This window comes from Namhaeicola litoreus, assembly GCF_042679565.1.
Lineage (GTDB): Bacteria > Bacteroidota > Bacteroidia > Flavobacteriales > Flavobacteriaceae > Namhaeicola > Namhaeicola litoreus.
In genome coordinates this window covers 173,569-186,151 of sequence record NZ_JBHTMY010000001.1, presented here as the reverse complement: position 1 = coordinate 186,151, position 12,583 = coordinate 173,569, and the positions used below count along the sequence as shown (strand labels likewise).

The 12,583-nt window shown below is 36.2% G+C and carries 12 protein-coding genes; 5 read left to right on the top strand and 7 right to left on the bottom strand.

Annotation, left to right across the window (positions count from 1 at the left end):
* Nucleotides 1-4: 4 nt before the first annotated feature.
* Entirely contained in the window at nucleotides 5-778 is a 774-nt protein-coding gene (locus ACFQ39_RS00810; protein WP_377175465.1) for an enoyl-CoA hydratase/isomerase family protein, read from the top strand.
* A 52-nt stretch (nucleotides 779-830) separates the two neighbouring features.
* Here the strand turns inward: ACFQ39_RS00810 and ACFQ39_RS00805 are convergent, their stop codons facing one another.
* Both ACFQ39_RS00805 and ACFQ39_RS00800 read right to left on the bottom strand, forming a co-directional pair.
* Nucleotides 831-1,493 carry an HD domain-containing protein gene (locus tag ACFQ39_RS00805; protein ID WP_377175464.1) on the bottom strand — a complete coding sequence of 221 codons (663 nt, stop codon included), beginning with the start codon at nucleotides 1,491-1,493 and terminating at the stop codon, nucleotides 831-833.
* A 57-nt stretch (nucleotides 1,494-1,550) separates the two neighbouring features.
* Nucleotides 1,551-1,961 carry a BrxA/BrxB family bacilliredoxin gene (locus ACFQ39_RS00800; RefSeq protein ID WP_377175462.1) on the bottom strand — a complete coding sequence of 137 codons (411 nt, stop codon included), beginning with the start codon at nucleotides 1,959-1,961 and terminating at the stop codon, nucleotides 1,551-1,553.
* Between the two features lie 137 nt (nucleotides 1,962-2,098).
* On the opposite strand from ACFQ39_RS00800, the gene ACFQ39_RS00795 reads away from it, so the two are divergent.
* Together ACFQ39_RS00795 and ACFQ39_RS00790 are read left to right on the top strand one after the other, a co-directional pair.
* A complete protein-coding gene (locus ACFQ39_RS00795; RefSeq protein WP_377175460.1) occupies nucleotides 2,099-2,848 on the top strand; it encodes a TerB family tellurite resistance protein in 750 nt (249 codons plus the stop codon).
* A 58-nt stretch (nucleotides 2,849-2,906) separates the two neighbouring features.
* Nucleotides 2,907-4,061, top strand: coding sequence for a hypothetical protein (locus tag ACFQ39_RS00790; RefSeq protein WP_377175459.1), 1,155 nt, complete (start codon nucleotides 2,907-2,909; stop codon nucleotides 4,059-4,061).
* On the opposite strand, the gene ACFQ39_RS00785 is transcribed toward ACFQ39_RS00790, so the two are convergent.
* Together ACFQ39_RS00785 and ACFQ39_RS00780 are read right to left on the bottom strand one after the other, a co-directional pair.
* Nucleotides 4,058-4,951 (bottom strand): hypothetical protein, encoded by an 894-nt coding sequence (locus ACFQ39_RS00785; RefSeq protein ID WP_377175457.1) that lies wholly within the window; start codon nucleotides 4,949-4,951, stop codon nucleotides 4,058-4,060. The two genes, ACFQ39_RS00790 and ACFQ39_RS00785, sit on opposite strands and share 4 nt — an antisense overlap.
* 52 nt (nucleotides 4,952-5,003) lie before the next feature.
* Nucleotides 5,004-5,903 (bottom strand): metallophosphoesterase, encoded by a 900-nt coding sequence (locus ACFQ39_RS00780; RefSeq protein WP_377175455.1) that lies wholly within the window; start codon nucleotides 5,901-5,903, stop codon nucleotides 5,004-5,006.
* A 76-nt stretch (nucleotides 5,904-5,979) separates the two neighbouring features.
* Between ACFQ39_RS00780 and thiL the strand changes: the two genes are divergently transcribed.
* Complete coding sequence (gene thiL, locus ACFQ39_RS00775) at nucleotides 5,980-7,026, top strand: thiamine-phosphate kinase (protein ID WP_377175453.1); 1,047 nt, start codon at nucleotides 5,980-5,982, stop codon at nucleotides 7,024-7,026.
* A gap of 7 nt (nucleotides 7,027-7,033) precedes the next feature.
* Here the strand turns inward: thiL and ACFQ39_RS00770 are convergent, their stop codons facing one another.
* Genes ACFQ39_RS00770 through ACFQ39_RS00760 form a run of 3 tightly spaced genes read right to left on the bottom strand, consistent with a single transcriptional unit; the run spans nucleotide 7,034 to nucleotide 9,619 of the window.
* Nucleotides 7,034-7,528, bottom strand: coding sequence for a DUF4251 domain-containing protein (locus tag ACFQ39_RS00770; RefSeq protein ID WP_377175451.1), 495 nt, complete (start codon nucleotides 7,526-7,528; stop codon nucleotides 7,034-7,036).
* Between the two features lies 1 nt (nucleotide 7,529).
* Nucleotides 7,530-8,321, bottom strand: a complete 792-nt coding sequence (locus ACFQ39_RS00765; RefSeq protein WP_377175449.1) for an alpha/beta fold hydrolase — start codon at nucleotides 8,319-8,321, stop codon at nucleotides 7,530-7,532.
* Nucleotides 8,321-9,619 carry an aminopeptidase P family protein gene (locus ACFQ39_RS00760; protein WP_377175447.1) on the bottom strand — a complete coding sequence of 433 codons (1,299 nt, stop codon included), beginning with the start codon at nucleotides 9,617-9,619 and terminating at the stop codon, nucleotides 8,321-8,323. The genes ACFQ39_RS00765 and ACFQ39_RS00760 overlap by 1 nt, the downstream gene beginning before the upstream one ends.
* Before the next feature lie 181 nt (nucleotides 9,620-9,800).
* Here ACFQ39_RS00760 and ACFQ39_RS00755 point away from each other — a divergent pair, with 181 nt between their 5' ends.
* Nucleotides 9,801-12,575 carry a WD40/YVTN/BNR-like repeat-containing protein gene (locus ACFQ39_RS00755; RefSeq protein ID WP_377175445.1) on the top strand — a complete coding sequence of 925 codons (2,775 nt, stop codon included), beginning with the start codon at nucleotides 9,801-9,803 and terminating at the stop codon, nucleotides 12,573-12,575.
* The last annotated feature ends 8 nt before the right edge of the window (nucleotides 12,576-12,583 follow it).

The window sequence follows — 12,583 nt, the reverse complement described above, 5'->3', positions numbered from 1 at the left end:
GAGGATGGAATACAACAATATTTTAGTAGAAAAAAAAGCATATTTGGCGCTTATCACTATTAACAGACCCAAAAAGCTCAATGCACTTAATGCAGAAACGATCCAAGAATTGCACAATGCCATAGATGCCATGCATAGAGATGAGGATATTAGAGTAATGATCTTAACCGGTAGTGGCGAGAAAGCCTTTGTGGCAGGGGCAGATATTTCTGAATTTGCAGATTTTGACGTGATTGAAGGTTCGAATTTGGCAAGAAAAGGTCAGGAATTATTGTTCAATTTTATCGAAAAATTACCAACTCCTGTGATTGCAGCTGTGAATGGTTTTGCGCTAGGGGGGGGATTAGAATTGGCAATGGCATGTCATATGCGCGTGGCGAGTAAAAATGCAAAAATGGGTTTGCCCGAGGTTACCTTAGGACTTATTCCAGGTTACGGTGGGACTCAAAGATTACCCCAACTGGTTGGTAAGGGAAAAGCTATGGAAATGATAATGTCTGCAACTATGTTAACGGCAGATCAAGCTATGTCTTACCGGTTGGTTAACCACGTGGTAGAACAAGAAAGTTTACTTTCATTTTGCGAAGAAATTGCGGATAGAATTTCGAATAATTCGTATTCTGCTATTGCCTCGGCCATCAAATCAATCAATGCCGGCTTCCAGAATGCAAAAAGTGGTTTTGAAACAGAAATAAACGAATTTGGAAACTGTTTTGGCACAGAAGACTTTGTAGAAGGAACAACTGCTTTTTTAGAAAAGAGAAAGCCTAATTTTTAGATGAAAAATTGAGTAAAAAACGGTTCAAAAGAATTTGAATTGAAGGGTTAAATCACGCTTTTTTTGCATTCCATTCTGCGTAAAACTGATCTAAGAAAGTAAGCATAAATTGATGCCTTTCTTCGGCTAACTTTTTCCCGGTTTCGGTATTCATCTGATCTTTTAAGAGCAACAATTTTTCGTAAAAATGGTTGATGGTAGGAGCCTCGGATTTTTTGTATTCTTCTTTCGTCATATCGAGCTTGGGCGGAATTTCTGGATGGTACATTTGCCGGTTTTTAAATCCACCATAGTTAAATGCTCTCGCGATACCAATGGCTCCAATAGCATCCAAACGATCTGCGTCTTGAAGAATTCTTAGTTCTATTGAGTCAAACCGAGAATGGCGATCTGATAAGGTGTTTTTAAAAGAAATATTTTCTATGATTTTGACAACCTGTTCTATCACGTCATCAGAAACATCTAATCCCTCTAAAAAGTTTTGCGCTTTTCTGGGTCCAACGGTTTCATTTCCATCATAGAACTTTGCATCTGCAATATCATGAAGCAAAGCACCTAATTCCAAAATAAATAAATCTGCAGTTTCATTTTGAGCAATATATTTAGCGTTTTTTCTCACACGATCTATATGAAACCAATCGTGGCCAGATTCAGCGTTTTCCAAAACCTTTTGAACAAACAGTTCAGTTTGTCTTATTATTTCAATTTTATCCATAAAAAAACCTCCAATAAATGGAGGTTAAATATATGAATTCTTTAGTTCGCCTGACAGCTAACAGAACTCTTCATAAGCACTTGCTAAATTAGAAGCAATCATTTCGGCAGATCTACCTTCGATATGATGTCTTTCTAACATGTGTACCAATTCACCATCTTTAAACAATGCGATACAAGGAGATGAGGGAGGAAAAGGTACCATCATTTCTCTGGCCTTGTTGGTAGATTCTGTATCTACTCCTGCAAAAACTGTGGTTAAATGATCTGGAGTTTTAACATATTGTAAAGAAGCTATGGCACCGGGTCTGGCAGTTCCGGCGGCACAACCGCACACAGAATTCACCATAACCAAAGTAGTTCCTTTTTTGCTCAATACTTCCTCAACATCCTGAGCAGATTTTAATTCTTGGAAACCTGAGTCAACCAATTGTTGGCGCATAGGTTTTACTAATTCTTCTGGATACATATTTTAATTTTTTTAATCGATTTAAGATTGCAAATATAAGGCTAATTCAAAGAATGAGGAAGTTAAATTAATTGGGTGTTTTTCTTTATTATGATAAAATAAAAAGTGAAAAGAGAAGTTTATCTTTGCACATTGTTATGAAAGGATTTTCAAAATTTATACTTGCTTTTCTTGGGTTTTTTATCGCCGGTTCAGTGGGGGGTCTTATAGGCTTTGGCTTGGGTTATTTGTTTGATGAATATGTTTTGGGTCAATTGATTCAGTATACCCAAACTGATAGTACCCATAAAAAGGCGGTAGGTTTTGAGATTAACGTACTTTTTTTAGCGGCTGTTGTGATTAAGGTGGATGGAAATATTAACCAAAGAGAACTTCATTTTGTGCGAAATGCTTTTCTAAGTATGTACGGCAAAGAAAGGGCTAACAGTGCTTTCAAAATGTTTAAAAGCATCATCCAAAGCAAGAGTAAAATCAATACTCGGCAGGTCTGTTTAAATGTAAATGAGCACATGCAAATGGCAGAACGCATTAATTTATTGCGGTTTTTATTTAATGTAGCCAAGGCCGATGGACAAGTTGGAGCACTTGAAGTGAATAAGTTAAAATCCATTTCTAATTACCTGTATATTAGTAGTTATGACTTCGAATCAGTAAAAAGATTGTTTTACAAGGAACAACAAACTGTATCAAGAAATTCTTATGCTATTTTAGGTTTGGATAACACCGCTTCAAACGAAGAAATTAAATCGGCATACAGAAAATTAGTAAAAAAATATCACCCAGATAAGATAAGGACTTTAACCAGCGCTCAAATAGAGGCATCTGAAGAAAAATTCAGAGAGGTTCAAAAAGCCTATGAAAAAATTCAATTGGCAAGAGGAATGTGATGATTGATGAAATAAACCCAATATCTTTTCGTTTAAAAATCGAATAAATTATTTTATCATGATCAAACTAATCAAAAATTGGTCTTTAGGGATTTCTTTCCTAATGGTTTTTCTTCTTTCTTGTAGTTCTCCACAAAAAATGTTAGACCAGGGAAATTACTATCAGGCGGTTATCATGTCGGTTGAAAAGCTCAAAAGTAACCCCAATAATGAGAAGGCGAAGGCTACTTTAAAAGCTTCCTATCCTTATGCTGTTAATGATTTTATAGACAAACTCGAAAAAGAAGGTGTTTTGAATAGTCAATTCAGAAATACCAATCAGTTATATCTCTATGGACAGTTGAACGATCTTTACGAAAAAATTGCCCAAAGCCCGGCTGCGATGAATTCTGTAGAAAATCCTAAAAAATATTATACGGAATACAATAGACTTTTACCCCTTGCGGCAGAGGAGCAATATGCAGAAGGAGAAAGATTGTTGAGTTTGGGAGGAAGAGATAATGCAAAAGCGGCGTATGGATTTTATGAAAAGGCAGACCAGTTTGTACCAGGTTACAAAAATGTAAACGAGCAGCTAAATCTTTCATTCGAATTAGCGCTTCTAAAAGTATATACTATTTTTGAACCTATTCAGTCTAGAACATACGAGCTAAGTGCAGAAACTTTTTACCAGCAGGTTAAAAACACGCTGCAGCGCATAGAGCAAGAAAGGTTTGTACGATTTGTATACAATGAGGGAAATACAAATGGACCTCAGCAAGAGATCAACCAAAATTTGGTGATTCGATTCGAAGATTTTGTCGTAGGAGAAACGCATACCCGAGAAAAAATTGAAGAGGTTTCAAGAGATTCCGTGAAAATTGGGGAAACCAAATTAGATAATGGACGAACCAAAGAAGTTTATGGTACGGTTGCAGCAGAATTAACCAACTTCCATATTGAAGTTAGTTCACGCGGATTGGTTCATTTAAATATTGAAGATTTAGATGTGAATAGAAACTTAGTCAATGAGGACTTACCGGGACAATATGTTTGGTTTCACGATTGGGCCACATACCAAGGCGATAAGAGAGCATTGAATGATTTGCAATGGAATTTATGTCAGAATAGATACGCACAGCCCATTCCGCCTCAGCAAATGTTTGTAGAATTTACAAAACCAATCTATGCTCAAGTAGACGATAGGCTGAGAAGGTTTTATGCAAATTATTAATCTGGGGTTTCGAAATTCGATCTAAAATAATAATAGAGCATAGATAACCTTAGAAGATCCGTACTTAGGTTTGCGGCGTTTTTTGCGACAAGCAAATGTCTTTCTTCAGATTTTTTAGATTGCTGAAACAATAAATTTTGTGGAAATTGAAGAATACCTTGTGGAATACCATTTCTAAAAATCCAGTATTTCCCTGCTTGTTCACTGCAGACAGCGGCAAAATCATCACCTCTAAATTTGCCAATGATGGCAAAATCTATATGCCATAAAAATAAACTACCCTGTCCGAATGTATCATGAAGGTTGTTCATGATACCAACCTTTCGGTCTTCAAAATCATCTGGAGCCATCTTTTCTATAATATGATTGATATCTGGATTGACGAACAAAACGAATCTGGAAATAGTATCTTTTTGATGCAGTATCATGCCCGTAGTACTGTCATCCCACCAAACTTCTCTTTGACTGTTAGAGCCTAATTCGGACCCATAGGCATTGAATTCTTTGTAATGGATGCCTTTGGTAAGGATCTGTATTTCCCAGTTATAACTTGGAATAGCACAATTTAAACGACTTGTAAGTACCCAATCTACCTCGTCAGTGTCATCGATCGAGGTATCTGTATAATCGCCAAAAAGTCCATTTAATACCAATGTCAATCCAACACGGCCTATATCCTCTAAAACTTCTCCTGCAGAATAGGTAGATCTGCGTGGTTTTTCCTGAGAAATAGACATGTCACCAATTTTTTCAGGTTTGAACTGAAATTTATTTTTATTTACATTTTTTTGGAAGATTGAGATAGAATCATAGAGTTTATCGGTTTGACTTTGTACGTTTGTGCAAATTAGAACGACGAGGAACATTGGAAAAGCGATGAAGGATTTCATAGGGTTGGGAATTAGAGAAAAAATAGAGGATTTTAATACCTCATATACTTTATTAAACAAATTTATTTAATGCCGTTGGACCTTCTAAAGTAGTTTTTTCTATTTGCGTAGTACCATCCACGTTTCTTTGCAAAGACCATTTTATCAATGAAATGTGTAAATCTACAATTTCTATGCCAACAATACAATCGGGGTGAACACAAGAACCGTCATTAAATAATGGAATTTCTCCAGGATCCGGAAATCGCGGTCTGTGGGTATGACCACAAATAATCATTTGATTTTTGTTTTTTAAGATCCATTTAGTTAGATTTTTTTCAACTCTGATGAGGTTCCTATAATTTTTTGCTGGACTGGTAGGGTCATTGATTCCAAACCATTTTTGCAAGTAAAGCCAAAAGTATCTCACAAAAAATCGATTAACTTTCCAATGTACATAATTCATGTAATCTGCCTGATGTCCATGAAAGGCCAAAATTGTTTTGTTACTTCCTTCTATTTCAAAAAGTAGACTTTCGTAATATTTTAAGTCGAAATAAATGTCTTTATCAGAAATGTTTTTAGGAGTATAGAGCAAGTGTAGAATTTTTTCCACCATTTTAGGATCTCTAAATTCCATATCGTGATTACCCCAGACCAGATACAGTTTTTTCTTTAAGTTAAAAAGCTTTATCAGATCAAAGGTGTCTTTATAAGTTGCATAGATGGGTGCAAAAGAGGTGTTTTCCCACAATTCTATGCCATCCCCCAATTCTACATAGGTATAATCTTCATCAAAGTAATGTTTGAGTGCATGGTTATAAATGGCCATGTTTTGAGCAAAATCATCGGCATAGCTATTATCTCCTTTATGTAAATCACTAAAGAATATAAACTTATCGTCTTTTTTTAAAGGTACTTTTTTGGCTTTTTTAAAAGCTTGGCTGAGAATATGTCCGATGACGGTTTGCAAAACAAAATTTTAAGAGAATAAAAATAGGATAATTATAGGGTTTTACACTAAGCGAAATTCTACCTAAATTTGCAGCATGCTAGAAAATAAAGAACAATCGCGCACATCTTTATCTGAATTGGGAGAATTTGGATTGATAGAACATTTGACCGGACAAATTAAAATCAAAAACAAATCTACAGTTAAAGGAGTAGGCGACGATTGCGCTGTTTTGCAAAGTAAGGATCAAGTTGTTGTCACAACCGATTTATTGGTTGAAGGTGTTCATTTTGATTTGAGCTATGTGCCGCTAAAACATTTGGGATATAAAGCTGTCATGGTCAATATTTCCGATGTTTATGCCATGAATGCAATGGCAAAACAAATTACCGTTTCTATTGCCGTTTCAAATCGATTTCCTTTAGAAGCGATAGAAGAATTGTATGCTGGTATATATTTGGCTTGTGAAAAATACGGTGTCGATTTGGTTGGGGGTGACACTACCTCTTCTACCAAAGGTTTATTGATTAGTATTACGGCTATTGGTGAAGCAAAAAAGGAAGATTTGGTTTACAGAAGTGGCGCCAATGTAAATGATTTAATTGTAGTAAGCGGAGATTTAGGTGCGGCGTATTTGGGCCTGCAGGTATTAGAAAGAGAAAAGCAGGTTTTTCAGGTAAATCCAAATGCACAACCGGAGTTAGAGAATTATACTTACTTAGTAGAACGTCAGTTAAAACCCGAAGCTCGAAAAGATATTGTAGAATTATTAAAAAGTCTTGAAGTGAAGCCTACGGCCATGATCGATATTTCGGATGGGTTGTCTTCCGAGATTCTGCATATCTGTAAACAATCTAAGACAGGTTGTGTTATTTATGAGGATAAAATTCCATTAGACCCCCAAGTAATTTCTACGTGTGAAGAATTTAATTTGGATAGTACAACAATAGCGCTGAGCGGCGGAGAGGATTATGAGTTGCTATTCACAATTTCCCAAAAGGATTTTGACAAGATCAAAGGAAATCCAAATTTGACCGTTATCGGTTACATTGCGGATGAATCCCAAGATTGTGCGCTTACGACTCGTGCCAATGAAAAAATCAAATTAATTGCGCGTGGTTGGAATGCATTATCAGAAGAATAACATTTTATTATTGCTCTTTAAATGTAATTCTACCGTCATAAGAAATTGAATTTCTGTTGCTACTAAAAACAGATAAAGTAGCTGTATTGTTTTTGAACAAGGTCAGAGTGCAATTAAATGACTCATTCCCATTTTGAGCCTCAAACTTCAATATTATATTTTGTTTCTTATCGTTTAACTCCTTTTTTATTACCGGATTTTCTTGAATAAACTTTATTCCTCCTGTCGAATTATAACCTGTCATTTGGGCCACACCAAAGTAAGGTAAGTCCGCTTCAATCTTGGTATCGCCATAATTCAAAAAATTAGGATTTCCAATAAGGTTAATTCTTCTTCCCTTTTGAGTATTTGCCCAATCAGCAATAAATTGAAAATCAGTATTGTTCAACTGTGTTTTTAAATTTTCATAAGCTTTTTGCTCTGCAGCTTTTTTTTCTACCTTAGTTTGTCCAAAGACATTTAAACTGGTCAAAAAAAACAAGAAAATAAATAAGTGTTTCATGCTATTGCGATTTATAAACTTCTTTACAAAACTTACTTAAACCATGTAAAACTTCCTGGGTATTTTCTATATGGCTCATATGTCCATCCCACAAAATGAGATTCTGAGCTTTACTAGCCCGAACTAGTTTTTCTAAATGATACACATCAATCGCCGGGTCATTTTTACTGATCACCACTAAAATAGGAAAATCAGACTGATGAAGAAATTTAGTTCTGTCTTCCCTAATTTTCATCCCTTCTAAAGCAGCTGCTATTCCTTGAACACTAGTTTTTAGGGCTTCCTCTGTAACGGCGTCAATTTGTTTTTTCAGACGATGTCTATTTTCTTCAGAGAATAAGTTCGGAATAGCTAATTTTACAAAATTAGTATGTTGTTTTTTTACGGCAATCACGGCCCTGTCTCTATTTTTTCGCTTTTCTTCATCATCAGGGGCAGGGGTCGAATTGAGCAAACACAGCCCTTTTACATTTTTTGGAAATAATTCGGCGAAAGCAAGAGCAACATAACCACCCATACTATGCCCAATAAAAACACTTTTTCTAATTTTTTGTTCGTTAAGGATAAATTTCACCATTTTAGCCTGGTCTTCCATGGTATGTATATATCCTATACTTTCGGTTTTGCCATGGCCTAACAAATCAATACAAATAACTTTATATTTAAGTGAAAGGACTTTTGCAATTTCAACCCACATACCCAGATTTTCTAGAAAGCCGTGCAATAATACGACCGATCTTCCCTTGCCTGAAACTGTGTAATGAACACTGATATTTTTATAGGTAGACGTCATTATTTTTTTTCTCGCATCCAAGCTTCAATTTCATCTGCTTCAATCGGAATATTTGCCATTAAGTTAAAGGCTTCTCCTTTTTCTTGGATCACATAATCATCTTCTAAACGGATACCCAGATTTTCGTTGGGGATATAAATCCCCGGTTCAACAGTAAACACCATGCCAGGCTTCATTGGTTCTGTCAAGATACCGTAGTCATGTGTATCCAATCCCATATGGTGAGAAGTGCCGTGCATAAAATACTTTTTATAGGCTGGCCACTCCGGATTTTCGTTTTTTACATCTTCTCTTGTCAACAAGCCCAAACCAATCAGTTCCTCGGTCATTATTTTTCCAACTTCTACATGGTAATCGGCCCAAATTACACCTGGTTTTAACATCTTTGCCGCTGCATTTTTGACGCGCAAGACGGCATTGTAAACTTCTTTTTGTCTAGGACTAAATTTTCCTGAAACAGGTACACAACGGGTCATATCACTGGCATATCGCGCATAGGCTGCCCCAACGTCCATCAAAATAACGTCACCGCTTTTACAAACTTGGTTATTTTCGATGTAGTGCAAAACACAAGCGTTATATCCTGAACCGATAATTGGGGTGTAAGCAAAACCATCGGCCCTATTTTTAGTGAATTCATGGATAAATTCTGCCTCTATTTCGTATTCTGCTACCTCCGGTTTTACAAATTGTAGGACTCTTTTAAAACCTTTTTCAGTAATGTTACAAGCTTCCTGAATTAACGCAATCTCTTCGGGTTCTTTGATCGAACGAATACGTTGTAATATGGGCTGACTTCGCAAATAGCTGTGAGCAGGATATTTTTCTTGAAGCCATTTAATGAAACGTGCTTCTCTTGTCTGGGTCTCAACATTCGCGCGGTAATGCTCATTGGTATTTACATAGACAAATTCTGCCTGGGTCATTAATTCGAACAGAACTTTTTCGAGATCCTTCAACCAATAAACTTTTTTAATACCGGAAGTTTCAAATGCTTTCTCCTTGGTCAATTTTTCACCTTCCCAAATCGCGATATGCTCATTGGTTTCTTTTAAAAACAAAATTTCTCTGTGCTCTTTTTTCGGACAATCAGGAAAAATAACCAAGACGCTTTCTTCTTGGTCTACACCAGATAAATAGAAAATATCTCTGTGCTGCGCAAAAGGCAATGTGCTATCGGCGCTAATCGGATAAATATCGTTCGAATTAAAAATAGCCAAGGCATTTGGCTTCATGGCTTTGATAAATTTGGCTCTGTTTTTTACGAATAAATTCTTTTCTATGGGTGGGTATTTCATGATTGAGAAAAATATAGGATTGAACACAAATTTAGTCAATATTCTTCGAATCGTACCCCGAAGTTCGTATACAAATATTGAATAGTTGTCTAAATTTCAATAAAGGTGTCGCTTATTTTGTTGGAGAAATTAATTGAAGTATTTTTAAGACCATAAACCAATATATTTTCAATACAAGATCATGCAAAAAATTACTTTCTATTTCATTCTTTTTTTGATTACAACAACTGTTTCCGCTCAGGATTCGATGGTAAAAAACTTAAAATTTGAATCAATTGGCCCATCCATCATGAGTGGCAGGGTAGTGGATCTCGAAGTCAATCCAAATAATCCAACCGAGTTTTATGTGGGTTATGCCTCAGGAGGTCTTTGGTATACCCAAAATAACGGAACATCGTTCGAACCTGTCATGGATAATTCAGAAACTCAGAATATCGGAGATATTGCTGTTGATTGGCAAAAAGGAACCATTTGGGTGGGAACCGGAGAAGTAAATTCTTCGCGCTCATCCTATGCCGGAATAGGAATTTTGAAAAGCACAGACAAAGGTAAAACCTGGCTAAATATGGGATTGCCGGATTCACATCACATTAGCAGGATTTTGCTCAACCCAAAAAACACAGATGAAATTGTCGTTGCTGTTATCGGACACCTCTACACACCTAACAAGGAAAGAGGAGTTTTTAAAAGTCTTGATGGCGGACAGACATGGAAACACACCTTGTTTATCGATGAAGGAACAGGTATTATTGATATGGAAATGGATCCAAATAACTTCAATACAATTTATGCCGGTGCTTGGGAAAGAGAGCGTAAAGCATGGGATTTTAAGGGGAATGGAGAAAATTCTGGCATTTATAAAAGTACGGACGGAGGAGATTCATGGACAAAAGTTTCAACCGAAGAAAGTGGGTTTCCAACAGGATCTGGTGTAGGTAGAATTGGTTTAGCGGTTTTTAGCGACCAAATTGTTTACGCTGTAGTTGACAACCAAGGGAGGAGAGAAAAAGAGGAAGAGAAAAGGGAAGAAGGTGAATTGTTGCAAAAAGATTTTGAAAAAATGGACAAAGCTGTCTTTGACAATCTCGATAATAAAAAGCTCGATGCATTTTTAAAAGACAATAATTTTCCTAAAAAATACAGTGCAGAGAAAGTAAAGAAAATGGTAGCATCTGGAGAAATCTTGCCTGTTGAATTGAGTAATTACCTAAAAGATGCCAATGCCGATTTGTTCGATACGCCTGTGATTGGCGCCGAAGTTTATAAATCTGTAGACGGAGGGAATTCTTGGAAAAAAACACATGACAGTTATATTGATGATCTGTATTATTCTTATGGATATTATTTTGGCAGAGTACATGTACATCCTAAAAAAGAGAATGAAATTTATATTTATGGTGTGCCTTTGTTAGCTTCTAAAGATGGTGGTAAAACATTTAAATCTATTGATGGTGATAATGTACACGCAGATCATCATGACCTTTGGATTAATCCTAATGTAGAAGGTCATTTGATCAATGGGAATGACGGAGGAGTGAACATTACTTATGACGACGGAAAGACTTGGATCAAAAATAATCAACCTGAAGTGGGACAGTTTTACGCCGTAAATGTAGACGATCAAAAGCCTTACAATGTTTATGGCGGATTACAGGACAACGGAGTTTGGAAGGGCCCTTCAATTTACAAAGCCTCAACACGATATCAACAAAGCGGTAAATATCCTTTTCAGAGCTTAATGGGTGGAGATGGCATGCAAGTGCAGATAGATCCGAGGGGAGATAGTATTTTGTATACCGGATTTCAGTTTGGTTATTATTATCGCATCAATACCGAAACAGGGAAAAGAAAAATGGTTAAACCTCAGCATGATCTCGGCGAACCGTCTTTGCGTTTTAATTGGCAAACTCCTATTTTATTGTCGCACCACAACAAAGATATTTTTTATATTGGGAGTAATAAATTTCACAGGTCGATGAACCGCGGTGATGATTTTGAAGCTATTTCGGATGATTTAACGCTTGGCGGCAAACCGGGAAATGTACCTTATGGAACGATTACTAGCATTGCAGAAAGTCCTTTGCAATTTGGGTTGTTGGTTGTGGGAACAGATGATGGCTTGGTACAGGTGACTCAAAATGGGGGTGTTACATGGGCAAGAATAACTAATCAATTACCTGGCAACTTATGGGTGTCAAGAGTAGTTGCCTCTCAATATGATAAGAAAAGAATATATATTGCCTTAAACGGTTATAGGAATGACGATTTTAAGCCTTATTTGTTTGTTTCAGAAAATTTGGGTCAGACATGGATTTCAATTTCTTCTAATTTACCAAATTCTCCCATTAATGTGATTGCCGAGGATCCGAGTGATGAAAATATTTTATTTGTAGGTAATGATATAGGTACGTATGTTTCCTTTGAAAGAGGAAAAAATTGGGAGACCTTAGAGACAGGTTTACCCAAGGTGGCTGTTCATGATCTCGTTGTTCAACCAAGCGCAAAAGATCTGGTCATTGGAACACATGGAAGATCTATCTATAAAATGAATATCGCGGATCTCCAAAAGTATAATGCAATTAAAAACAGTTCATTAGAAATTTTGACCTTAGAAGATATTAAAACCAGTAAGTATTGGGGCGAAAAATATTCAGCTTGGGGAGAAGTAAACGAACCTGAAATGAGTATTCCGGTATATGCCAATAAAAATACGGAGGCTGATTTAGTAGTCAAAACTGAAAATGGTATTGAAGTGGCCAGACATCCGATGAATTTTGATGCCGGTTTCAATTACAAAACTTACGATCTTTCTTTTTCCGAAAAGGGATTAAAGAATTATTTGAAAAAGAATAAAGACCAATCAATTGATAAGAGAGAAAACGGTAAGTATTACCTACCAAAAGGAAAGTACCAACTTTCAATTGGCGATCAACAAAAAGAGTTTAGTATAAAGTAATTCTTGAA